Source organism: Priestia sp. J2, from assembly GCF_020790095.1.
In the GTDB taxonomy this organism is placed as follows: domain Bacteria; phylum Bacillota; class Bacilli; order Bacillales; family Bacillaceae_H; genus Priestia; species Priestia zanthoxyli.
Genome location: NZ_CP086208.1, coordinates 4,628,692 through 4,653,178, shown reverse-complemented (window position 1 = coordinate 4,653,178; position 24,487 = coordinate 4,628,692). Strand labels below are relative to the sequence as shown.

Annotated in this window: 24 protein-coding genes and 1 other annotated feature; of the genes, 17 read left to right on the top strand and 7 right to left on the bottom strand. The window is 39.2% G+C overall.

Annotated features, from left to right (window positions below):
• The first annotated feature begins 85 nt into the window (after positions 1–85).
• Entirely contained in the window at positions 86–862 is a 777-nt protein-coding gene (locus LJY09_RS24045; protein ID WP_013059532.1) for an alpha/beta fold hydrolase, read from the top strand.
• Between the two features lie 31 nt (positions 863–893).
• Complete coding sequence (locus LJY09_RS24040; RefSeq protein ID WP_028411844.1) at positions 894–1,952, top strand: tetraprenyl-beta-curcumene synthase family protein; 1,059 nt, start codon at positions 894–896, stop codon at positions 1,950–1,952.
• A gap of 12 nt (positions 1,953–1,964) precedes the next feature.
• Here LJY09_RS24040 and LJY09_RS24035 read toward each other — a convergent pair whose 3' ends face one another.
• Positions 1,965–2,534 carry a tRNA 5-(aminomethyl)-2-thiouridylate-methyltransferase MnmM gene (locus LJY09_RS24035; protein WP_028411843.1) on the bottom strand — a complete coding sequence of 190 codons (570 nt, stop codon included), beginning with the start codon at positions 2,532–2,534 and terminating at the stop codon, positions 1,965–1,967.
• Complete coding sequence (locus LJY09_RS24030) at positions 2,531–3,493, bottom strand: tRNA modification radical SAM protein MnmL/YtqA (protein ID WP_028411842.1); 963 nt, start codon at positions 3,491–3,493, stop codon at positions 2,531–2,533. The genes LJY09_RS24035 and LJY09_RS24030 overlap by 4 nt, the downstream gene beginning before the upstream one ends.
• A gap of 169 nt (positions 3,494–3,662) precedes the next feature.
• Here LJY09_RS24030 and LJY09_RS24025 point away from each other — a divergent pair, with 169 nt between their 5' ends.
• The 7 genes from LJY09_RS24025 (at position 3,663) to LJY09_RS23995 (ending at position 10,974) form a co-directional block, all read left to right on the top strand.
• Positions 3,663–3,926, top strand: a complete 264-nt coding sequence (locus LJY09_RS24025; RefSeq protein WP_013059528.1) for a YtzC family protein — start codon at positions 3,663–3,665, stop codon at positions 3,924–3,926.
• A 12-nt stretch (positions 3,927–3,938) separates the two neighbouring features.
• The gene (locus LJY09_RS24020; RefSeq protein ID WP_013059527.1) at positions 3,939–4,094 is read left to right on the top strand and encodes a hypothetical protein; all 156 of its coding nucleotides are present in this window, start codon (positions 3,939–3,941) and stop codon (positions 4,092–4,094) included.
• A gap of 158 nt (positions 4,095–4,252) precedes the next feature.
• Entirely contained in the window at positions 4,253–5,440 is a 1,188-nt protein-coding gene (locus LJY09_RS24015) for an MDR family MFS transporter (RefSeq protein WP_028411841.1), read from the top strand.
• A gap of 157 nt (positions 5,441–5,597) precedes the next feature.
• Complete coding sequence (locus LJY09_RS24010) at positions 5,598–6,920, top strand: GntP family permease (protein WP_028411840.1); 1,323 nt, start codon at positions 5,598–5,600, stop codon at positions 6,918–6,920.
• Positions 6,921–7,331: 411 nt separating this feature from the next.
• Positions 7,332–7,550 (top strand) — a binding site (T-box leader).
• A 64-nt stretch (positions 7,551–7,614) separates the two neighbouring features.
• Complete coding sequence (gene leuS, locus LJY09_RS24005; protein ID WP_028411839.1) at positions 7,615–10,029, top strand: leucine--tRNA ligase; 2,415 nt, start codon at positions 7,615–7,617, stop codon at positions 10,027–10,029.
• Positions 10,030–10,268: 239 nt separating this feature from the next.
• Complete coding sequence (locus tag LJY09_RS24000) at positions 10,269–10,580, top strand: rhodanese-like domain-containing protein (protein ID WP_028411838.1); 312 nt, start codon at positions 10,269–10,271, stop codon at positions 10,578–10,580.
• Between the two features lie 214 nt (positions 10,581–10,794).
• A complete protein-coding gene (locus LJY09_RS23995) occupies positions 10,795–10,974 on the top strand; it encodes a sporulation protein Cse60 (RefSeq protein WP_013059521.1) in 180 nt (59 codons plus the stop codon).
• Between the two features lie 4 nt (positions 10,975–10,978).
• Here the strand turns inward: LJY09_RS23995 and LJY09_RS23990 are convergent, their stop codons facing one another.
• Entirely contained in the window at positions 10,979–12,250 is a 1,272-nt protein-coding gene (locus LJY09_RS23990; RefSeq protein ID WP_028411837.1) for a BaiN/RdsA family NAD(P)/FAD-dependent oxidoreductase, read from the bottom strand.
• Positions 12,251–12,460: 210 nt separating this feature from the next.
• On the opposite strand from LJY09_RS23990, the gene LJY09_RS23985 reads away from it, so the two are divergent.
• Both LJY09_RS23985 and LJY09_RS23980 read left to right on the top strand, forming a co-directional pair.
• Complete coding sequence (locus LJY09_RS23985; RefSeq protein ID WP_028411836.1) at positions 12,461–14,104, top strand: putative polysaccharide biosynthesis protein; 1,644 nt, start codon at positions 12,461–12,463, stop codon at positions 14,102–14,104.
• Positions 14,105–14,154: 50 nt separating this feature from the next.
• Positions 14,155–14,871 (top strand): pseudouridine synthase, encoded by a 717-nt coding sequence (locus LJY09_RS23980; RefSeq protein ID WP_155010578.1) that lies wholly within the window; start codon positions 14,155–14,157, stop codon positions 14,869–14,871.
• Positions 14,872–15,093: 222 nt separating this feature from the next.
• Here the strand turns inward: LJY09_RS23980 and LJY09_RS23975 are convergent, their stop codons facing one another.
• Positions 15,094–15,315 carry a DeoR family transcriptional regulator gene (locus LJY09_RS23975; RefSeq protein WP_013059517.1) on the bottom strand — a complete coding sequence of 74 codons (222 nt, stop codon included), beginning with the start codon at positions 15,313–15,315 and terminating at the stop codon, positions 15,094–15,096.
• 408 nt (positions 15,316–15,723) lie between these two features.
• Here LJY09_RS23975 and pepV point away from each other — a divergent pair, with 408 nt between their 5' ends.
• On the top strand, positions 15,724–17,127 hold the full coding sequence (gene pepV / locus LJY09_RS23970) for a dipeptidase PepV (protein ID WP_028411834.1): 1,404 nt from the start codon (positions 15,724–15,726) through the stop codon (positions 17,125–17,127).
• Here pepV and LJY09_RS23965 read toward each other — a convergent pair.
• Positions 17,120–17,335, bottom strand: coding sequence for a hypothetical protein (locus LJY09_RS23965; RefSeq protein WP_047749728.1), 216 nt, complete (start codon positions 17,333–17,335; stop codon positions 17,120–17,122). The two genes, pepV and LJY09_RS23965, sit on opposite strands and share 8 nt — an antisense overlap.
• Before the next feature lie 126 nt (positions 17,336–17,461).
• A complete protein-coding gene (gene cysK, locus LJY09_RS23960) occupies positions 17,462–18,394 on the bottom strand; it encodes a cysteine synthase A (RefSeq protein WP_033579594.1) in 933 nt (310 codons plus the stop codon).
• 189 nt (positions 18,395–18,583) lie between these two features.
• Between cysK and thpR the strand changes: the two genes are divergently transcribed.
• The 4 genes from thpR (at position 18,584) to LJY09_RS23940 (ending at position 23,420) form a co-directional block, all read left to right on the top strand.
• Positions 18,584–19,138: an RNA 2',3'-cyclic phosphodiesterase gene (thpR, locus tag LJY09_RS23955; RefSeq protein ID WP_028411832.1), complete on the top strand. Its 555-nt coding sequence runs from the start codon at positions 18,584–18,586 to the stop codon at positions 19,136–19,138.
• A 135-nt stretch (positions 19,139–19,273) separates the two neighbouring features.
• On the top strand, positions 19,274–20,200 hold the full coding sequence (locus LJY09_RS23950; protein WP_028411831.1) for a hypothetical protein: 927 nt from the start codon (positions 19,274–19,276) through the stop codon (positions 20,198–20,200).
• Between the two features lie 92 nt (positions 20,201–20,292).
• Complete coding sequence (pulA, locus tag LJY09_RS23945; protein WP_098999245.1) at positions 20,293–22,434, top strand: type I pullulanase; 2,142 nt, start codon at positions 20,293–20,295, stop codon at positions 22,432–22,434.
• Between the two features lie 161 nt (positions 22,435–22,595).
• Positions 22,596–23,420 carry a phosphotransferase family protein gene (locus LJY09_RS23940; RefSeq protein WP_186819758.1) on the top strand — a complete coding sequence of 275 codons (825 nt, stop codon included), beginning with the start codon at positions 22,596–22,598 and terminating at the stop codon, positions 23,418–23,420.
• A 6-nt stretch (positions 23,421–23,426) separates the two neighbouring features.
• On the opposite strand, the gene LJY09_RS23935 is transcribed toward LJY09_RS23940, so the two are convergent.
• On the bottom strand, positions 23,427–23,705 hold the full coding sequence (locus LJY09_RS23935) for a YtzH-like family protein (protein ID WP_028411828.1): 279 nt from the start codon (positions 23,703–23,705) through the stop codon (positions 23,427–23,429).
• Positions 23,706–23,832: 127 nt separating this feature from the next.
• On the opposite strand from LJY09_RS23935, the gene trmB reads away from it, so the two are divergent.
• Positions 23,833–24,483 carry a tRNA (guanosine(46)-N7)-methyltransferase TrmB gene (trmB, locus tag LJY09_RS23930; protein WP_028411827.1) on the top strand — a complete coding sequence of 217 codons (651 nt, stop codon included), beginning with the start codon at positions 23,833–23,835 and terminating at the stop codon, positions 24,481–24,483.
• Positions 24,484–24,487 lie beyond the last annotated feature (4 nt).

Here is a 24,487-nt window from a genome sequence, read left to right as displayed (position 1 = left end):
TGAAAAAAAGTAGTAAATCTTCTAATGTAAGTGTACAAAGGTTTTTAAAGCAGGTAAACAAAAAAAGGAAGAAGGAGTAACTCAAATGCATAAATGGGAAGCAGTAAATCCAAAAGGCGTTATTGTCATGGTCCATGGAGCAGCGGAGCATCACGGGCGCTATCGCTGGCTGATTGAGATGTGGCGTTCGGTTGGAATGCACGTAATCATGGGAGACCTTCCTGGCCAAGGCTTAACAACGAGAAGAAGAGGACATATCCTATCCTTTGATGAATATGTATATGAAGTGGAAGAATGGGTACGTGAAGCGCAAAAATATGATTTGCCTATTTTCCTGTTAGGACATAGTATGGGAGGACTGGCGGTTATTCGTACGCTGCAGACAAAAAATCTTCCTATATGGGGTGCGATTCTTTCCTCACCTTGTCTAGGATTAAAAGAGCAAGTACCAGCTTACTTAGATATGTTATCTAAAGGATTAAATAAAGTCATGCCGAACAAACTTTTTGATTTGGGTCTTACTGTTGAAAAAGCAACAAGAAATCAAGAAGTTCGAGATGAAGATGAAAACGACTCACTGTACGTTACAAAAGTTTCTGTAAGATGGTACCGAGAATTGATTCAAGCTGTTAACTTAGCTTTTAAAGATATCGATCGTTTGCCGGATGTTCCGCTTCTTGTGATGCAGGCAGGAGAAGATAAAATTATTGAAAAGCTGATTGTTAGACAGTGGTTTGATGAAATAGAGCTAAGTGAAAAAATCTACAAAGAATGGTCTCAGCTGTATCACGAAATCTTTAATGAGCCTGAAAGAGAATACGTTTTTACATACGCGAAAAGCTTTGTTGATCTTCACATTTAATGAGTGCTGTCAGAAATTGAGGTGAAAATAAATGAAGATTCCGTCTCGTCCTATTTCATTAATGAGAAAAATTTATCGAGAAGTGTTTCCCGTCGTTCATCACGAGCTTAACCATTGGCGGGAACGGGCAAAAGAGATTCCTAATAAAGAATTACGCACTCAAGCATTGGCAAGTATCGATACAAAAACTTTTCATTGTGAAGGAGGCGGTATCCTATCGATTTTAGCGAAAGAAAACATGATTGAATGCGTAAAATTTATCGTTGCCTACCAAACAATCAGCGATTACTTAGATAACTTATGTGACCGCAGCAATTCGCTCGATCCTAAAGATTTTGCAGCCTTACACGAATCGATGCCAGATGCGTTGACTCCTCATGCACCTCTTGGGGATTACTATCGTTTTCGAACGGATAAAGACGATGGAGGATATTTAGCGGAACTTGTCCAGACTTGTCAGCAGTCCTTGCGAAAAGCCTGTAATTACCATATCGTCTCTTCACATTTATTAGAACTAGCTACTTATTATTGTGATTTGCAAATACATAAGCATGTTGAAATCAAGGAAAGAGTTCCACGATTAGAGAATTGGTTTGATGCTCACCGGCACAGTGTTCCTGAAATGGAGTGGTATGAATTTTCAGCGTGCTCTGGTTCAACGTTAGGCATTTTTTGTTTGGCCGCTTACAGTTTTCAAGAAGAGATGACCAAAGAAATGACGGAGAAAATAAAAGCGGGATATTTTCCTTATATTCAAGGTTTACATATTTTACTCGATTATTTAATTGACCAAGAAGAAGATAAAGCAGGAGGAGATTTGAACTTTTGTTTTTATTATCCTCACTATCAGCAAATGATGGACCGCTTTTTGCATTTTGTTGTAAAAGCGGACGAATATGCTAAAAAACTACCGGATTATCACTTTCACTGCTTTATCTATAAGGGACTCCTGGGCGTTTATTTGTCCGATCAAAAAGTGAGGGCACAAAAACATGTTCATGTGAATGCACGTCGATTAATCAAAGCGGGGGGAGCACTCAGCTACTTTTTCTATATCAACGGACGCTTGTACCGAATGTTAAAAAGATAAGCCATATGCGGCTTATCTTTTTTCAATAGCAATGATGAACGGAGGATTGTTTTGCTGATTCATGAAGCGGTATTGTAAAACATGGACATCTTTTTGATCCAGATTTTGGACGTACGTTAGTAAATCGTCTCTTTCTTGTTTCCCTTGTTCGTGTCCGTGATAAATAACGAGCACAATCACTCCTTCAGGTGCTAGCAAATCAAGTAACTGCTCAATTGCAGAAATTGTTGTTTCAGAAGTGGTGACGATGTCTTTATCTCCACCTGGTAAATAACCTAAATTAAAGACAGCGCCCGTCACTCGTCCATTAATAGAAGTAGGAAGCATGCTTATATTGCTATGGCTTTCTTGGATAAGCGTGACTCGTTTTTCTACATGATGTTCTGTCAATCGCTGCTGAGTTGCTTGAATGGCTTGGGGCTGAATGTCAAATCCATATACATGACCTGTATCTCCGACTAAGTTGGCTAAGAACAATGTATCATGTCCATTTCCTGCTGTAGCATCAATCGCGACATCTCCTTCGGCCACAGCATTAGTGAGCAACGTGCGGGCAAAAGGCAGGATACGTTCTATTTTCATCTTTCCATCAACTCTGTTTCGTAATATTTTCCTTGATAGCTTTGGCGACGTTCGAGCTCTTGATCAATGGCATTTAATACGCTCCACTTATTTACGCTCCACATCGGTCCGATCATGAGGTCTATCGGTCCATCACCGGTAATACGATGAACAATCATCTCAGAAGGGATTACTTCGAGCTGATCGCATACAAGCTTTACATATTCTTCAAATGAAAGAAATTCAACAAGGCCCTTTTCATACTGTTTGACCATAGGAGTTCCTTTTAGTAAATGAAGCAGATGAATCTTAATTCCTTGAACGTCTAATTTTGCTACTTCCCGTACCGTTTCCATCATCATCTCAGGTGTTTCTAAAGGCAAACCATTAATGATGTGAGAACAAACGCGAATACCGTGTTTTCGAAGCTTTGCTACACCATCTACATAGCATTGATGATCGTGTGCCCGGTTGATAAGCAGTGAAGTTCGTTCATGAACAGTTTGCAGTCCAAGTTCTACCCATAGATAAGTTCGTTCATTTAATTCAGCCAAGTACTCCACCACATCGTCGGGGAGACAGTCAGGGCGCGTGGCGATAGAAAGCCCAACAACTCCGGGAAGCTTTAAGACCGCTTCATATTTTTCACGAAGCTCCTCAACAGGAGCGTGAGTGTTAGTGAATGCTTGAAAGTAAGCAACGTATTTTCCGTCTTTCCATTTATGATGCATTTTTTCACGGATTTCGTTAAATTGTGTCACAAGATCATCCGCTCTGTTTCCAGCGAAATCTCCTGAACCGGCAGCGCTGCAAAACGTACAGCCGCCGTGAGCTACCGTGCCGTCTCTGTTTGGACAATCAAATCCTCCATCTAAGGCTACTTTAAATACCTTATGGCCAAAGTGGTTACGTAAGTGGTAATTCCAGGTATGATAACGTTTGTTTTCAGATTTATACGGAAATGGGTTTGTCTGATTCAAATCAGCAACCTCCTTTTTACATGCAATATACATCAACAAATTGTATCAAAAACGTGAAAAAGTGCCAAACAAATTTAAGGATGCTTATATTTAACAGGTTCTTCTTGTCGTAAAGGAGAGTAAAGTTGCGCAAAATAAGACAGAAATGAACGAATAGGAGGAATAGACAATGACAACTCGTCAAGCAGTGGATCAACTTATGCAGCAGTGTGAAGATGCTATTCGCTTTGGACAAGGTCAGTTACAGGAAGGCATGAAACAAGAACATTACAATGACACTGAATATACAAAAGCACAGGAAAAATTAGAAAATGCTTATAAAGAAATTGAAGAGTTTTCTCACAGTGCAAATGCACAGCAAAGAGAGCAGCTATATCGCATGCGCCTGCAAGTTCAGCAGCTGCAAAATAAATTGATTACAACTCAGCATTAAGGAGAGGATTTTATGGCAACTCGTTCAAATCAAAATAACCCGGAACAAAAAACAAAAAACGGGATCAACAGCAATGATATTGAGCTAGGAAAAGATTTTGATCCTGTAAAAGAATTAAAAGCACGGAACAGCAAGCGTGCCCAGCCGGTTCGTTCGAAGCAAAAATAAGCGGTAAAAAGGTGATTTTGCATGATATTGTCATGTGAAATCACCTTTTTAAATAGTCAGCGAATTTCAAATAAATTGTCTATATGTAAAAGCATTGCGAACCCTTTAAGAAAAGACTAGAATGTACGTTGGCATTCGAATAGATAGGGGGGAGATCAATGCCCAAGTCACTTTGGTTTTTGATTATTGGTATGCTTGTAAACGTAACGGGAGCTTCGTTTTTATGGCCTCTCAATACAATTTATATAAATGAACATTTAGGAAAGTCGTTATCCGTTGCAGGAGTGGTTCTTATGCTGAACTCTGCTGCAAGCGTAGTGGGTAATTTACTAGGGGGAACGCTTTTTGACAAAATTGGAGGATATAAATCCATTTTATCAGGAATTATTATTACCCTTGTTGCATTAGTGGGACTGGTGTTTTTCCATGGTTGGCCTACATACGTTGTTCTCTTGGTTATTGTAGGGTTTGGATCTGGTATTGTGTTTCCATCTATGTATGCAATGGCAGGCTCAGTCTGGCCACAAGGCGGAAGAAAAGCATTTAATGCGATGTACGTTGCTCAAAATGCAGGAGTGGCTATTGGCGCAGCGGTAGGGGGCGTTGTAGCATCCTATTCATTTACGTATATTTTCTTAGCTAATACAATTTTATACGTTATTTTTCTTCTTATTGCTATTTTTTCATACCGTCATATTTCGGTTACAGTTGGGCAAACGAATGTCCTTAATGAAGCCGGTAGTATTCAGCACAAAACGAAACTGACGGCCCTTCTTATTTTATGTACAGGATACGTATTATGCTGGGTCGCGTATGTTCAGTGGCAAACAACGATTGCTACGCATACGCGTGAGTTGAATATACCTCTTTCTAGCTACAGTTTGCTTTGGACGATTAACGGCATTTTAATTGTAGTCGGTCAGCCTTTGATTGTGCCTATCATTCAAAAAGTAGCAAAGACATTAAAAGTACAGGTTCTAATTGGAACGGTTATTTTTGTGGCTTCTTTCATCATCGTGGTGAATGCCACAACATTTTCGCAGTTCTTAACAGCAATGATTGTGTTAACAGTTGGAGAAATGTTTGTTTGGCCAGCAATTCCAGCTGTCGCAAGTCAGTTAGCTCCATCAGGAAAAGAAGGATTTTATCAAGGCGTAGTCAACAGTATGGCTACTGCAGGTAAAATGATTGGCCCTCTCTTTGGAGGCGTTATTTTCGATGCGTTTAATATGTCTACCCTGTGCTATTTATTAATTGCACTATTGTTATTTAGCATGTGTACAACATGGATATACGATTATAAATTAAAAGAAAAACGTCAGCGTTCACTAACCATCTCTAAATAAATAGAGGTGGTTTTATTTTTGACTGTTCAATAAACGTAGGAATGTCTTCAGTATTCCTTTAATAATATAGTAAGGGTCGTGACAAGCAAAGAAAGGAGTATATACCTGTAAAAATGTAAGCGTTTTCTAATTATATGACTTCTTGGGGGGCTAGAATATGCTTAGTATGATTGGATTAATTGGAGGATTATTGCTGCTCATTGTATTAACGATGAGAGGCATGAATTTATTTATAGCAGGTCCGCTTAGTGCTTTAGTTGTTGCGTTAACAAGCGGAATGCCTTTATTTCCACAGCTGGTGAAAGAAGGAGAAGCAAATTTTGTTGGGAATTATATGTCTGGTTTCACAGGATTTATTGCTTCTTGGTATTTAATGTTTCTATTGGGCGCCGTTTTTGGAAAAGTGATGGAAGACAGCGGGGCCGCTGATAGTGTTTCTCGCTGGATTGTCAGTAAACTAGGAATGAAAAGAGCAGTGTTGGCGATTGTACTTGCCTGTGCGGTCTTAACATATGGAGGAGTCAGTCTGTTTGTAGTAGCATTCTCTGTCTATCCAATGGCTTTAAGCTTATTCAAACAAGCTGATTTGCCGAGGCGGTTTATCCCTGCTGCTTTAGCATTCGGTTCCGTTACGTTTACGATGACCTCGGCTGGATCGCCTGAAATCCAAAACTGGATTCCAATTGAATATTTAAAGACTAGTCCGTATGCAGGATGGGAAGTTAGTTTAGTTGTAGCGGTAGTGATGGCTGTATTCGGCTACTGGTGGTTAAAGCGCTTGATTTCAAAAGCAGTTAAAAATGGAGAGCGTTTTATATCACGCGAGAAAGATCCAGCAGTAACGGAAAATCAGTCTCTTCCTAATCCGTTATTAAGTTTGCTTCCGCTTGTGGTCGTGCTCATTATTTCTTTTGCACTTCATAAGCCGCTTCAGCAATCTGCGTTGATTGTCGCACTTTTAAGCGGTATCATTGTCACATACATTGTGAACCGAAAACACTTTAAAGGATTTTGGAATGCAGCATCAGAAGGGACGCTTGGAGCGTTAATTGCAATTGGGAATACAGCTGCTGTCGTAGGTTTTGGAGGGGTTGCTAAGGCTGTTCCCGCGTTTGGAGTGGCTGTAGATGCCATGACGCATATTCCAGGCAGTCCGTTGATAGGGGGAGCTATTGCGGTGAGTGTTATCGCGGGGATGACAGGTTCGGCTTCAGGAGGTCAGGCGATTGCTTTGCCAATTTTAGCCCCTCACTATCTAGATGCTGGTGTAAATCCAGAAGCTCTCCACCGTGTAGTAGCTATATCTTCTGGCGTATTAGATTCCTTGCCTCATAATGGTTATGTCGTCACCACAATTAATTCTATTTGTGGAGAAACTCATAAAGATGCGTATGGATCAGTTGCAGCGATGACGGTAATTGTTCCGCTTGTTGGTCTCGTACTTGCGATTATCCTGTTTTCTTTTGGATTTGGTATTTAATAATAGCTGTTAAAGAAAGTAGAGGCGGGGACAAAAGTATTTTAGCTGAAGGAAGATCCGAACGATAAATCGTTCGGATCTTTTCATTATTATGGTGAACTCGGCTTTTATGTGTTTAGTTGCTTTAAGCTGTTGATTGGAGCGCAAGATGAAGCCTTGCACGGAAATGAACAGTTTTGTAGCAAGGAGTCCAGATATCCTATTTATTCAGCTTTAGATAGGATTAACTTAGTTATGTCTAAATCTCTTTGTTTGGCGTTGTATGTATGTTTTTGGGAGAAGTTGTTCATATATAAGAATGAAAGAGGGGATTTAGCAACAAAGCAGTGAGGCAGTGTAGAAACTTTTACAAAATCCGTTGAACAACTTGCAGTTTGCGAACATATTATTTACAATACAAGGTAGTATGATGTAAAAACTATGATAAGGAATAGTAGTGAACGAAGCGAGCTAAGAGAGCTGACGGGTGGTGCGAGTCAGCAAACGGGCGTTCATGAACTCACCTTGGAGTTGTAAATGTGAAGTAAAGTAACATTTACCGTCTATCCGCGTTAAGGAAAATGAGTGAGTACATAATTGTGCTAATTTGGGTGGTACCGCGGGAAGTTTATTCAACCTCTCGTCCCTTTGTTTGAGGGATGAGGGGTTTTTTAGTTTAATTAAATACAGCTGGAGCGTACAAGGAGGATTATGTATGGCTTTTAATCATGAAAAGATCGAACAAAAATGGCAAAAAGTTTGGGAAGAAAATAAAACATTTAGAACAACAGAAGATGAAGGAAAGCGTAAGTTTTACGCATTAGATATGTTCCCTTATCCATCTGGGGCGGGTTTACACGTTGGGCATCCAGAAGGTTATACAGCAACGGACATTTTATCTCGTATGAAGCGTATGCAAGGATACAATGTACTTCATCCAATGGGATGGGATGCATTCGGACTACCTGCTGAGCAGTATGCATTAGATACAGGAAACGATCCGGCTGAGTTCACTGAACTTAACATTAATAATTTCCGTCGTCAAATCAAATCGTTAGGTTTCTCTTACGATTGGGAGCGTGAAATTAATACAACTGATCCTAACTACTACAAATGGACGCAGTGGATTTTCTTACAGTTATATAAAAAAGGCTTAGCTTATGTGGATGAAGTAGCTGTTAACTGGTGTCCTGCGTTGGGAACAGTACTTGCAAACGAAGAAGTTATAGATGGCAAAAGTGAGCGCGGTGGGCATCCGGTTGAGCGTCGTCCAATGAAGCAGTGGATGCTTAAAATCACAGCTTATGCAGATCGTTTACTAGAAGATTTAGATGATCTTGATTGGCCAGAAAGTATTAAAGAAATGCAGCGAAACTGGATTGGCCGCTCTGAAGGAGCTCACGTTCACTTCACAATTGATGGATATGACGAAACATTTACTGTGTTCACAACGCGTCCTGATACGCTGTTTGGGGCAACGTATGCCGTTTTAGCACCTGAACATCCGTTTGTGGATAAAATTACGACAGCCGAACAAAAAGAAGCGGTAGAAGCGTATTTAGATCAAATTAAAAGCAAAAGCGATTTAGAGCGTACAGACTTAGCTAAAGACAAAACGGGCGTATTCACAGGTGCTTATGCAATTAACCCTGTAAACGGTGAGAGAATGCCAATTTGGATTGCTGACTATGTTCTAATGAGCTATGGTACAGGTGCAATTATGGCTGTTCCTGCTCATGATGAGCGTGATTATGAGTTTGCTGTTAAATTTGAACTGCCGATTAAAGAAGTAGTAGCGGGTGGAGACGTTTCAAAAGAAGCTTATACAGGCGACGGCGAGCACGTTAATTCAGACTTCTTAAATGGTCTAGATAAAGAAGAAGCAATTTCAAATATGATTCAGTGGCTTCAAGCAAATGAAAAAGGTGAAAAACAAGTAACATACCGTCTGCGTGACTGGTTATTCAGCCGTCAGCGCTACTGGGGTGAACCGATTCCTGTTATTCACTGGGAAGATGGCACAACAACTGCAGTTCCTGAAGATCAGCTTCCGCTTGTTTTACCAAAAACAACTGAAATCAAGCCGTCAGGTACAGGTGAATCTCCATTAGCAAACATTGATGACTGGGTGAACGTTGTAGATCCGGAAACGGGCAAAAAAGGGCGCCGCGAAACAAATACAATGCCTCAATGGGCAGGCAGCTGCTGGTACTACTTACGCTACATTGATCCAACGAACAGCGAAGCGTTAGCAGATGCAGACAAATTAAAAGAATGGTTGCCGGTTGATATTTATATCGGTGGAGCTGAACACGCTGTTCTTCATCTATTGTATGCTCGTTTCTGGCATAAATTTTTATATGATATCGGCGTAGTTCCAACAAAAGAGCCGTTCCAAAAACTGTTTAACCAAGGTATGATTCTTGGAGAAAACAATGAAAAAATGAGTAAGTCAAAAGGTAACGTTGTAAACCCAGACGAAATCGTAGAAAGCCACGGTGCAGATACGCTTCGCCTTTACGAAATGTTTATGGGACCGTTAGATGCATCCATTGCTTGGTCAACAAAAGGGCTTGATGGTGCACGCCGTTTCTTAGATCGTGTATGGCGTTTACTTATCGAGGATAATGGTGAATTAAGCAGCAAGGTTCAAGAAAGCAATGATACTACACTTGAACGCGTATATCACCAAACGGTGAAAAAAGTAACGGAAGATTACGAAGGTCTTCGTTTTAATACAGGTATCTCTCAACTTATGGTATTCATCAACGACGCATACAAAGTTGATGTGCTGCCAAAGCAATACGTAGAAGGATTTGTGAAGCTATTAGCACCAATTTGTCCTCATACAACTGAGGAATTATGGAGCAAACTAGGCCACGAAGATACGATTTCATATGAAGCTTGGCCTGCGTTTGATGAAGCGAAACTTGTAGATGATGAAGTGGAAATTGTCGTTCAAATTAACGGTAAAGTACGTGCAAAATTAAACGTACCTGCTGAGGCATCTCGTGAAGAGCTTCAAGATATTGCAATGGCTAATGAAGATGTTCAAGAGTTCATTGAAGGTAAGACAGTACGCAAAGTGATTGCTGTGCCTGGTAAATTAGTAAACATCGTAGCTAATTAAGTATTGATGTAGAACAGCCCTCCTGACTAAAGAGCAGTCAGGGGGGCTGTTCTAGACCTAAGGGCCTGATGTCCCCCTTTCGGGGTTGACATCAGGCCCTTAGTTAAACCTTTAACTACGATTGGAAAAGCTTAGGTAGGCTGCTGCTTAAGCTTTTCTTATTTAGTGGCATAAAGGTATTTGAATTTGCTACAATAGCGATAGCAAGCTGAATGAAAGAATAGAGAGGAATGACGAAGATGGAAGAAGTAAAAGTGATTACGCCTGAAGAGCTTCAAAAACGCGTTGAAAATGGAGAAGAGCTTCATTTAGTTGATGTTCGCGAAGATGAGGAAGTAGCAGAAGGAATGATTCCAACTGCTAAACACATTCGTATGAATGATATTCCAACCAATGTGGATTATTTCGATAAAGAAAAAGAATATATTTTCATTTGCCGTTCTGGACGCCGCAGTGAAAACGTATGTTACTACCTTCAAGAACAAGGTTATAAAGTAACAAATATGGTTGGCGGTATGTTAGAGTGGGAAGGAAAAACGGTTAATAAATAAGAAAAAGCGCCTTTGACAGGCGCTTTTTTCTTTTGGAATGAAACTTCTACCATTCAACTAAAATGATAGTAGCAAAACAAATGATGACTAAATCTATAAAAGTCTTCATAAAAATAGAGGTAGGAAGAAGTTGAAAATCAGTACGAAAGCCATCATTGAGAGAAGCAGTCCATTCTGATTGAAACAAATTTGATAGGACAAGGTGGTAGAAGCTATGATACAGGTGAAAATGTTTGATAAAGAGCATGAAAAAGATTTAGAGTTTGCGGTGAACCGATTTTTACGCAAATTAGAAGATGAAGACGTCGTGGATATTAAGTACCAAGTCACAGTGGATGTTGATCGTGATGAGCAGGTGTACTGTTTTTCAGCCATGGTTATGTATAAAGCCTAGCATATTATGCTAGGCTTGTTGCAAATTCTCCTGCATTACTGCCAGCCAAACGGCCTGTTACAAGGGCAGAAGTAATATTGTATCCTCCAGTATATCCGTGGATATCAAGAATTTCCCCGCAGAAGTAAAGGCCTTGCATAAATTTAGAAGACATTTCTTTTGGGTGAATTTCTTTAACGGATACTCCGCCTCCTGTGACGAATGCTTTCTCTAAAGAAAGTGTGCCGTTTACAGCAAATTCAAATCGTTTGCACATTCTCGAGAATTCTCTCAGTTTTTCATGCTGAAGCTGTCCCGCTAGCGCTTGGCTATCAATGTCTGCTTGCTCGAGTAAAAATAGTAGATAGCGTTCAGATACAAAACCTTTTAAAACATTTTTAATCGCTTTTTTCGGCTCTTCTTTTGTTGTTTTGACTAATTGTTGAAAAATCTCTTCTTCGTTTTGGCTAGGAAATAAATCAAGAGACATTTGAACAGTGTTGCTTTTTTGTTTCTTTAACTCTTTAACAACATATTGGCTGCAGCGAAGAGCGGCAGGGCCAGAGATGCCAAAATGAGTGAAAATCATATCCATCTGATGAGTGATGACAGGTTTGCCTTTTTTATTAAGTACGCTTAGTCCTACGTTGCGAAGCGATAGACCTTGAAGCGTTTTTGTTTTAATAAAGTGTTCGCTAGATGTAATAGGAACTTCTGTTGGGTAAAGTTCAGTAATTTTATGACCTGCATCTTTTGCCCATTGATAACCGTCTCCTGTCGAACCCGTATGAGGCACTGATTTTCCGCCTACTGCAATCACAACGCTTTTCGTTTGGATTGCTTCTCCGTCTTGAAGCACAACTTCTTTCACGGTGTTGTTTTCATAGTTTACGCGTTTAACGGCTGTGTTTGTGCGAATTGTTACACGAAGACGGTGAAGTTCACTAATTAATGCATCAACAACAGATTGTGCTTTATTGCTAACCGGAAACATACGCCCGTGATCTTCTTCTTTTAATTTAATTCCAAGGCCTTCAAAATAGGAGATGATATCTTCGTTATTAAAAACAGAAAACGCACTGTATAAAAAGCGTCCGTTTCCTGGAATGTGTTTAATAAGTTCATCAATCGGAAGGCGGTTTGTTACATTACAGCGGCCCCCTCCAGAAATGGCAAGCTTTCGTCCAAGTTTATTGCCTTTATCAATTAATAATACGTTTGCACCTGACTCACCAGCTGCAATCGATGCCATCAAACCAGAAGGTCCTCCTCCGATTACGACTACATCATATATCATACTTTCACCAACCTGTCTATTCTTAAAAAATTTTAGTTTGTTCACTGACAAATCTCTCAACATTGGATAAAATGGGCTATAGTCTTTGTTTTTTAGCTTGTTGACGAGTGTGAGTGAGTATAAGACCTTTCTTAGTGTATACTCTCACTTGCTTCTTTTCAATTCTATCATTATTATCAGTATGTAACATTAAGTATCGGAGGCAAACGTATGTCTGATTCAAAATTGTTAAGAGGGACCTTTGTGCTAACGCTTGGCACTTATGTATCCCGAATTCTGGGAATGATTTATTTATTTCCATTTGCGATCCTTGTTGGAACCGTAGGGGGAGCACTGTTTGGTTATGGATATAACCAATATGCTATTTATTTAAGTATTGCTACAGCCGGTATGCCAATGGCCGTATCGAAATTTGTATCAAAATATAATGCACTCGGTGATTATTATACGAGTAGAAGAATGTATCGGGCCGGCATGAAATTAATGCTTGTCACAGGAATACTTGCATTTTTACTTTTATATTCGTTAGCGCCTGTTATGTCTAGAATTACACTTGGAGGTTCTGATTTAAATAACTCCTTAGAAGATGTAGTAATGGTTATGCGAATGGTTAGTGTTGCGTTAATTGTAGTACCGATGATGAGTTTAATGCGAGGATTTTTCCAAGGTCACCAGTCTATGGGACCCACAGCTGTTTCACAAGTAGTTGAACAACTTGTGCGGGTTGTCTTTTTATTAGCATCCACTTATATCGTCATCAAAGTTGTACATGGGAGTCTTGCGCTAGCCGTTGGATTTGCTACAATGGGTGCTTTTGTAGGAGCTCTTGCTGGACTTGCCGTATTAATTTGGTACTGGAAAAAACGAAAGCCTCATCTCGATAAAATGGTGAACGAGCAGACGGTAACGCCTACGCGTATTTCTACCGTATCCATTTTTAAAGAGCTGCTTACGTATTCATTGCCCTATGTATTTGTCAGCTTAGCTATTCCGCTTTATCAGTATGTGGATCAATTCACATTTAACCGTGCGATGGTAGCGGCTGGACAAAAAGAAATAGCGGAGTCCATGAACGGAATTGTTCAGTCTTATGTTCCAAAGCTTGTGATGATTCCTGTTTCATTAGCTACTGCATTCGGTTTGACTCTTGTACCAACGATTACACGTTCATTTGTGAATAAAGATTATAATGTATTGCAAAAGCAAATTGATCAAACATATCAAACGATTATGTTTCTTGTGCTGCCAGCATCTGTAGGGTTAATGGCTTTAGCTGGTCCAGCATATACGTTTTTCTTTGGAACAGATGCATCGGATGCGGGTGGAAATGTCTTGCTTTATTATGCACCCGTAGCTTTATTGTTCTCGTTTTTCACGGTTAATGGAGCTATTTTACAAGGGATCAACAAACAAAAATATGCTGTTTTAAGTCTATTATTTGGATTGATTGTGAAAATTGTCGTGAACGTGCCATTTATTCTTATGTTCCACGAGATCGGTTCAGTTTTAGCGACAGCACTAGGCTATATCGTATCTCTTGTTTATATGTTTGCGCTTATTCAAAAACACGCAAAATATAACTACAGTGAGTTTATAAAACGCTCTGTGCTCATTCTCATTTTTGTTGCGATTATGGGAATCAGCGTAAAAATTGTTTCAGTAGTAATTGGTCTGTTTACAACCCCAGGACGATTCTCTGCCACGGTTATTACGATTATAGGAGCAGCAGTAGGCGGCCTTATTTACTTTATTATTACCTATCGTTCAAGCCTGCTTGAAAAAGTAATGGGAGCGAGGGTAACAGGTGCAATTGAACGAAAGATACTGCGCCGAAATAAACAGCGCAGTGCATAAGAAGATGACTCGTTAGAGTCATCTTCTTTTCAAAAAAAGGAGGATATTACATGCGTTTGGATAAATTGCTTTCTACCATTGGGTACGGAAGCCGAAAAGAAGTTAAAGGTCTTTTAAAGACTGGAGCTGTTAAGGTAGACGGTACAGCGGTTAAAGATGCTAAGGTACATGTTAATCCAGATGAACAAGAAATAACTGTGCATGGCGAAGCCGTTTCTTACCGAGAATTTGTTTACTTTATGCTGCATAAGCCGCAAGGTGTCATATCAGCGACGGAAGATTCTCTTCATGAAACAGTTTTGGACTTATTGGAAATTGACGATGCTGTGTATGACCCATTTCCGGTAGGGCGTTTAGACAAAGATACAGAAGGGCTCTTGCTGCTGACAAATGATGGTCAGCTTGCACATCAGCTGCTATCTCCTAAAAAGCACGTTCCTAAAACGTATTTTGCAAAAATTAATGCGCCGGTGAGTGAAGAAGATGCTGAAGCATTTAGACAGGGTGTCACTCTTGATGATGGATACGTAACAAAATCAGCAGAGTTAAAGGTACTAACAAGCGGTGTGGAATCAGAAATTGAATTAACGATCGTTGAAGGGAAATTTCATCAAGTGAAGCGTATGTTTGAAGCAAGAGGAAAAAAAGTAACGTATTTAAAACGTTTATCTATGGGAGCTTTGCTATTAGACGAGTCGTTAGATTTAGGAGAGTACAGGGAGTTAACGGAAGAAGAACTAGCTTTATTACAAAAATCAAATGCCTAAGAAGAGGCGAAAGAAAAAGGAACCTAAGTCTAAAATGGTTCCTTTTTTTGTCCACTTTATTCGACAAGTGAAACATTTCACGTTAAAGCACTTAAACGAGTACCAACTCTGCTTGACGTGCAAATGGAGCGGGGGACTATGCACTCGTCCAAGTCTTGACTTTCTACTGCGTAGAATTTTATCTCTATATATAAATCACTTACTACCCTTGAAATAAACTTACTAGGATGACATCTTGACCTTCTTTTGCGTAGTCGTCCATGTACCGCGACTTGGGCTGCGAACTAAATCATTATATGCTAACACATTCAAGTCACGCTGAATGGTTCTTGGTGTAATACCAAATTCGTCTACGAGCTCTTGCGTTGTAACTGTTCCATTTTTACAAATGAACATATAGACCGATTTGATACGAGTTAGCATTCGATTAGTTGAAGGTTTCAAAAAACCACTTCCTTATTCGTTTTTCGTAAGGCACAACTTCTTTATAACTCTGAGATGTCAAGCACTATTTCAGTCCTTATCCTTATTGTACACAAAATCGACAGAAAAATAAAAGAGAAAACGCAAATTAACACAATATTTACAAAAAATGATATAAATATGTAATCCTTTCGTAACATCTCCTTCCTCTATTTGCACATTTTTTATAGTATATGTAAACAATAAACAAATAGAATCCGTTTTTATCGATTGTGCCTACAAATTATTTCCCGGAATTTTGACTCTGTAAACCTTTGATATGAAAGGAAAGAGACAATTATTTCTTTCTATATAAAGGTATGATAAAGTTAAATTTACCAATAGTAATGATAGATACAATCTGTAAAAGCAGGCAAAGGAGGCACACAGATGACAGCAATTAATTGGAAAGAGGAAGTGCAAAAAAGAGAAGCTGAAATTCTAGCTGAGACGCAGCGTTTTTTGCAAATTAAAAGTGTTTTGACAAGCACAGAAAAAAAAGAAGAGCCATTTGGACCTGGAGTTGCTCAAGCGCTTCACTTTCTTTTAAACAAAGGAAAAAATGACGGGTTTTCCGTCAAGAACGTAGACGGATATGCAGGTCATATTGAAGCGGGAGAAGGAAAAGACCTTCTTGGCATTTTGTGTCACGTAGACGTCGTTCCTGAAGGAGACGGGTGGTCGGTTGATCCATACGGCGGTGAAATAAAAGACGGGAAAATTTTTGCTAGAGGAGCAATCGACGATAAGGGCCCGACGATGGCTGCTTATTATGCGATGAAAATTGTGAAAGATTTAGGGCTTCCTCTATCTAAGCGGGTTCGAATGATTATTGGAACGGATGAAGAAAGTGACTGGAGATGTGTGGACCACTACTTCAATCATGAAGAGATGCCAACGATGGGATTTGCGCCGGATGCGGATTTTCCTATCATTTATGCTGAAAAAGGCATTACAGATGTAGAAATTCGCCAGCAGCCCATTGAAGGAACAAAGGGAAGCGTCCAGCTTACATCATTTGTCTCTGGGCGACGCTACAATATGGTTCCTGATCTTGCAACAGCTGTTCTTGAATTCCATAGTGAAACCGATATTAAAAATAAATATGATCAATTTTTAAAAGATAAGTCTTTAAAAGGTTCAATAACCGAAAAGAGCGGTGCGTATACACTTACTCTAGAAGGAGTTTCAGCACATGGAAGCGTGCCTGATAAAGGGAAAAATGCTGGGCTTACACTTCTTCGCTTTTTACACACATTAGAACTTGATGAACAAGCTAATCAGTTTGTAGGTTATGCAAATGCGTATTTAGTCCAAGATGCACTAGGAGAAAAAATGGGCTTAAATCGCAAAGATGAGGTCACGGGTGATTTAACGATAAATGTGGGAATCATGTCTTATAATCAAGAAGAAGCGGGGCACTTTGGCTTAAATATTCGCTATCCTGTATCAGCTCATATTGACGATATTATTGATACGATTAAAGAAAAAAGTGAATCTTATCAAATGACTATCAAACATTTTACAGATTCTAAACCACATCACGTCGATCAAAAACATGAGCTTATTCAAACGCTTCAAAAGGTTTACCAAGAACAAACAAATGAAGAACCTACGCTTATTTCAATTGGAGGAGGAACATATGCCAGAGCATTAGAAGCGGGTGTGGCATTTGGACCTCTTTTCCCAGGCCGTGAAGAAGTAGCGCACGAAAAAGACGAGTACATGGTAATTGAAGATTTGCTTCGTGCAACAGCTATTTATGCACAGGCTATTTACGAATTGGCTAAATAAAAAGAGGTTGAGACATAACGAAACGAATCCAATTTAAAGGTGAATAACTAGGATACATGAGCTGGACTGTTTGTGACACCGCAGTTGATTTCCATGCAAGGCTTCGCTTTCCGCGGGCGGCCGCTGAGTCTCCTCGTCGCCTGGGCTCCTGCGGGGTCTCACCTGTTCTGCTTTTCCCGCAGGAGTCTTCGCCTTGCCCTCCAATCAACTGCTAGAAGTAACGAAACCGATGAACCTACATTCACCATCACAAAAAAACGAACCATGAATCAAACATGTTGATTCATGGTTCGTTTTTCATTTGGGCTAAAATCCTTTTGTTCCAGCCTCTTTATTATTCATATGAGAATAGGTCGCTTGATAAATAACGTTCACCTGTATCGCAAGCAATACATACGACCACTTGATCAGGAGATAATTTTTTGGCTACCTCGATAGCAGCATAGCACGCAGCGCCAGATGAAGGACCGACTAAAATCCCTTCTTCAGAAGCTAGGCGTCGCGTAATATCGTAGGCTTGTTCATCTTTAATTTTTAAAATTTCGTCGTAAACCTCTATGTTAAGCGTATCAGGAATAAATCCAGGGCTTGTTCCTACAAGCTTGTGCTTTCCAGGTCTTCCTCCAGATAATACAGGAGACCCAGCTGGTTCCACAACATGAACGGTCATATTTGGGTAGTTTTCTCTTAGGACTTCACCTGTGCCCGTGATCGTTCCGCCTGTTCCAGCAGTAGCAACAAAAGCAGATAGGTCTTTTCCTAAATCGTTCATTGCCTCAATAATTTCCTTAGCAGTCGTTTTTCGATGTGCGTCAGGGTTTGCATTATTTTCAAACTGCATGGGCATAAATGCATTTGGAATTTCTTTTGTAAGCTCTTCTGCCTTACGGATTGCGCCAGGCATTTTTTCATCGCCAGGTGTTAGAACAACTTCAGCACCATATGCTTTTAACAAGTTAATTCGTTCTTGAGTCATCGTATCGGGCATGACTAAAATAGAACGATACCCTCTTGCTGCTGCATTCATAGCTAAGCCAATACCTGTATTTCCGCTCGTTGGTTCAATAATGGTGGAATTTTCATTGAGCAAGCCTGCTTTTTCAGCTTCCACGATCATATTAAAAGCAGCACGGTCTTTTACACTACGGCTCGGATTAAAAAATTCTAGTTTTAAGTAAACGGATGCTCCATCTGCTGGTTGAAGACGATTCAATTTAACAAGAGGTGTCTCGCCAATCAAATCAGCCATATTGTTAACAACTTTCATTTTTCTCATCCTTTTCTTATAAAAATTCTCTGTATTATTTCTATGATAACACAATTTCTTATTTTTTAAGCACATGACAAATTTTCAGAAAAACCTCTCTATTTGATCCAGAAAACCTTTAAAATAAATCTAGCTCTTTTTGAACATGACAAATTGGGGAAAGATAATGAAAAGAAAAGGAGGGATTTGATGAAAAGTGATCAACACTATTTTATTGGAATCAACGTGCCAGTCTCCATTGCATATCAGGCAGAAAATTGGGCAAAAGAATTAACACCTTTTCCTTTTAAACAATGGACATACCCTGACGATTATCATATAACACTACAATTCTTAGGATTTGTAGATAACAAAAAGGAAAAGCTGATTAACCGCTTAAAAGAAGTAGCCTCCCGTCATTCAAGTTTTTCACTGCAGACCGTTCAGTACGATGTGTTCGGTGCGTATAACAAGCCTAGAGTGCTTTATGTAAGCCTTAAGCCAAATGATAAGCTTGTGAATCTACAAAGGGATATACAAGCTGTATGGGGAGACCTAAGCGGCTTATACGAAAAACGTCCTTATCGTCCTCATATTACGATTGCAAAGAAGTGGGGAGGGGAAGCCGGGCTTTCGGAAGAGCAGTTAAAGCAAACGTCGGTTGAAGAACAGTTTCAAGTAAGTTCATTTGCCCTTTTTGAAGTTCACCCTGCTAGCAAACCTAAATATAAAAAAATACTATCTTTTTCATTGCAGTCACAGTAGCATATGAACATACAAGCATGGAGAGAGGTTATTTAAAGATCACTCTTATTAAAGGAAAGAAAACGCCGATGATAATAGAGAAACAATCGGTGAACCAAGTGTTAGAGGAATTTTAATTAGGGGATTGATGTAAACGTGGCGCAGCTACTTAAGGTGCAAGATTATATTTCCCGTTATGAAAAAGACGTTTATCACTACACGTCTCAGTTTAATCATTTAAAAAAACATAATTGGAAGAAAGCAAAGCAATTGTTTGAACAAGGGCTATTACATGGCCCTCCTGTAAAAGAAGAAACAAAAGCTCAACGTTCATTTTTGCAAAAAGCAAAAGAGCGGTTTACAAGGAAAAAAGAAACGCTTGAAGTGGAAGAAGCGTTCTCTAGCGATAGCGTGGAAAATCAAGAGCTATTGAGGTTTACAACTCTTCCACAAACAGCGGAAGATTTGAAAATATTGTTTTTAGAAAATGTATTTGATCTTCAAATGAAATGGGCTACATCCACTTTATTTGAGTTCTCGCAAGCAGATCGTAAATATTACCATGATGAAGCTCTCCGTTATTTTATTCAGCGCTTTCCTGATACGTATCTCGTGATGTACAAGCCTGTTTTCCTGATTAATAAAGCTCCGGTAGAAGGGGATATCATTATTGTTACTCCAACGGAAACCCTCTGTATTTGTTTAATAGAAACATATAAAAGTGCTGTTTTTCAGTATTCAAAAGAAAATTTTTGGACAGAGTTAAGAGGAAGAGATCAAAAAAAGATATTAAATCCGTTAATTGGGTTAAATCGAATGGAGCAAATTGTCCGAAGTATCTATCGTACTCACGATATTGAACATAGCGTAAAGAAAATATTACTAAGCAGAAATGGATACATTGACTACGCTGCGGAGCCTTATCAGGTTGAATTTGTAGATGCTAGAAAGTATGAAGAATGGTTTTATGAACTTAGGAAATCTAAAGCGCCTTTAAAGTTTAAACAGATGAAAGCAGCTCAGGTACTGCTCGAACACAGCCAGAGTATTTATTTTGACCGGGAATTCGAAGCAGGTGAATAATCCGAACATTCATGCTATGAAAGTGCTTTCGTTTTTGCGTTTGCTACATATAATGCTACTAAAGAGGTAATTGGCATAAGGAGGAGAAAAGGATGACTGGTGATAATAAGTTTCAGGCTTATTTAGATCAAATAGATCGTATTACTGTTTTAGTTCCAACTTCTTATCATGAAGGTCAAATTGATTTTTTTGTGATTAAAGGTGCACAAATGCATGAGACCATCTCTATTGAAAACGTACATGAATTAGAAGGTTTTATCAAATATGAAGGTAAGGTTGAAGAGAGCATAGAAATTGGACATTCGTACGTTATCTGTGATAATCACGGGCAGAAAGTTCCGTTGCAGGTAGGGGCTGTTATACGAACAAAAGAGTTTGATGAAAGATTTTATTATAATCAAAATGATTTGGGTGCAGCCTTTTATTCAGATCATATTATGATAAAAGTCTGGGCCCCGACTGCATCAGCAGTGGTTTTAAAATTAATACATGCAAATAGCGGAGAAGAAGAACTGTACGTTATGACTCGTCAAAGAAAAGGCGTATGGGAAAAGGAACTTCCCTTAGATAAAGAAGGGTATTATTATCGATTTTTAATAGATGTAAACGGTCGGACAAATGAAGCGGTGGACCCTTATGCCGTTGCAGCTACAGCAAATAGTGAATACGGAGTTCTGATAAATCTTCATACAGCCTATGTTCATCCCCATGAAAAGCCGCCTTTCCTTCAGCCAACGGATGCCGTTATTTACGAAATGCATGTTCGAGACTTTTCTATTCATCCTTCAAGCGGGATAGAAAAAAAAGGTACGTACCTAGCTGTTACTGAATCAAGCGGTCAGCCAGGCAAACCAACAGGCCTCCATTATTTAAAAGAGCTAGGAGTGACCCATCTTGAATTTCTTCCTATTAACGACTTTGGCGGAGTAGATGAATTAAATCCTCATGCTTCTTATAATTGGGGGTATAATCCATTGTTGTTTAATGTGCCGGAAGGAAGCTACTCTGCTGACCCTTCAAATCCCACCACTCGTATTGTTGAAGTGAAGCAATTAATATCAACGCTTCATCAACAGGGATTCCGTGTTATTATAGATGTAGTTTATAATCACGTATTTGTACGAGAAGAATCACCTTTTGAAAAAATTGTTCCGGGCTATTATTTTCGACATGATGAGTTTGGGATGCCTTCGAACGGGACGGGAGTAGGAAATGATTTTGCTTCTGAACGGAAAATGGCGCAAAAGTTTATTATCGATTCAGTATTATTTTGGATAAAAGAGTACGATGTTGATGGTTTTCGTTTTGACCTCATGGGGATTTTAGATATAGAAACGATGAAAATCATTCGGGAAAAAATAAATGAAATTGATTCTACTATTTTGGTGTTTGGCGAAGGCTGGGATTTAAATACGCCTCTTCCCCACACTCAAAAAGCAATGATGGCGAATGCCCGCCAAACACCTCAAATCGGCTATTTTAATGACCGCTTTCGAGATTCTGTAAAAGGAAGCACGTTCGATGTGTATGAAAAAGGTTTTATCAGCGGGAATATTCATCAAAAAGAAGCAGTGCAATCTGTGATAGCGGGTAGCATTCTGGATAAAGAAGACAGTCCCGCTTTATTTATAAATCCAGCACAGTCAATTAATTATGTTGAATCACATGATAATCATACGCTGTGGGATAAGTTAACGAATTCAAACGGAGAAGAAGACGAAGACACTCGTAGAAGTCGTCATCGCCTTGCTACTGCTATTGTGCTTCTTTCACAAGGCATACCGTTTCTTCATAGTGGTCAAGAGTTTTACCGCACTAAAAAAGGCGTAGAGAACAGCTATAATTCACCCGATGATATTAATGCACTCGATTGGAATCGAAGAAGGGAATTTTCTTCTGATGTGAATTGGGTTCAAGAGCTGATTCGTATTCGCAAACAGCACGATGCATTTCGCTTGGGGGATGCTTCAGCGATTAGGCAGCATGTCTCTTTTCTAAACACGCCGAAATCCGTTATTGGCTATTGCTTATCAAACGTATTGGCTTACGATCCGTGGAAGAATATTATTGTGTTTTTTAATCAAGGCCTAATGGAAGAAAAAGTAGTTTTGCCAGAAGGACCATGGAAAATAGCACTTGATCATTGTAAAGTATATAAAAATGGGTATCCTACTATAGAGGATAATGCTATAAATGTTCCAAAGCTTAGCGTTCTTATTTTATTTCAAACGTAATTATTGTCTTCAACCACTTGACGAAAAAAGTGTGATGGAGATAATATTTATAAAGGATGGCTATTGATACATATCCTCAATAGCCGTCTTTTTTATTTACTAAGAAAATAACGTCATGATGTCTTAATAGATTGCTTTATTGAGTGAAATTTTTAAACGAAATGTGTGTGTTGAAATTGAAGGTGAATTGGTTGGAAGATATATTAGGAAGCGAATGGGAAATTACTCCTGCTGGCGGAGCGACAGGAGAAGCTTATTTTGCAAAATTTCAAGACCGAAAGCTTTTTTTAAAGCGTAATTCATCACCTTTTTTAGCAGTATTGTCAGCTGAAGGAATTGTACCGAAGCTCGTGTGGACAAGACGAATGGAAAATGGAGATGTGATCACAGCTCAGCACTGGCTAGATGGTCGAGAATTAAAACCAAAAGATATGAATTCGAGTCGAGTGACAGAATTGCTTAGTAAAATTCATCATTCAAACGAGTTATTAGATATGTTGAAAAGGTTAGGGAAAACACCGCTTCTTCCCCGAGACGTGCTAGCCGATATTCTAGAGAACGTGGACGAGCGACTTCAAAAAGAGAGTATTGTAGAGCAGGGAATCAGCTATTTACAAGCAGAGCTTCCGTCCATTCAGACAGATAAATATGTGGTATGTCACTGTGATGTGAACCACAATAACTGGATGCTTGGAGAGAATACGCAGCTATATTTAATCGATTGGGACGGAGCGATGATTGCAGATCCTGCTATTGATTTAGGTTTATTGCTTTATTGGTACATCAATCCATCTCAGTGGGAAGAATGGCTTGAGCATTATGGGGTTGAACTAACTGAGAACTTGAAAACGAGAATGAAGTGGTATGTGATAAGTCAAACCATTTTATTCATTGAATGGCATCGTTCGAAAAATGAACATTCTGAAATGAATTACTGGCTTGAATATCTTCGGATGTTGCTCGTCAACGACATTCAAGCACAGTAGCAAAGGTTATGACAAGGTAGATAGTTCTTGGACCCATTGTGATAAATTTTGTTGATTGGTTTGAATATGTTCGTCTAAATGAGCAGCACTTTTTGCATCTTGCGTGTATTTATAAACGTTTTGTAGTGTTGCTTGTACGTCTGTGCTAGCATATCCTTTTGCTAACATTGATTGAATTAAACGTTCAACCTGTTCACATTCCGCAACCGTTCCGCAGCAATCACTTTGATGATTAGATAAAATATCTTTTACTATATTCATTTGGTGTTCGGCATTTAAAGGCATTAAGCATCATCCTTTCTCGTATGATGCTCTTATTTTTTTCTATCTAAACACAATTATGCATGAAAATGTCGGTTGTTTCGAATAACCGACATTTTCAATGCGTCAAAATAAATTAAAGAGGTGCAACATGAGATTACGAAACAAACCTTGGGCAAAAGATAAAATTGCTGAAAATCCCCAATACGTGGTTCCAAATCCAGCGGAGTATAAAGGAAACTGGAAAGAAGTTTTTGGAAATGAAAATCCTCTTCATATTGAAGTAGGAACAGGAAAAGGCCAATTTTTAGTAGGGATGGCTAAACAAAATCCGCATATCAACTATATTGGAATTGAAATGTATGAAAGTGTCATCTTAAGTGCTCTAGAACGATTGATTGAAGAAGAGCTTCCAAATTTAAAGTTGTTGAATGTAGATGCTAACCATCTTAGTGAGTTTTTTGCAAAAAATGATGTGGGTCGCGTTTATCTCAATTTCTCTGATCCATGGCCAAAAAAGAGACATGCCAAGCGCCGCTTAACATACAAAACGTTCTTAAGCATGTATGAAAATCTGCTGGTTGATGGTGGAGAAATTCACTTTAAAACAGATAATCAAGGGCTATTTGAGTATTCATTGACAAGCTTTTCAGAATATGGACTTCTTCTCAAGTACATTAGCTTAGATTTGCATAAAAGCGATTTTGAAGGCAATGTTATGACGGAATATGAAGAGAAATTTTCACAAAAAGGCAGCCGCATTTACCGCTGTGAAGTAAAATACCTGAATGAAAAAGACTGAGTTC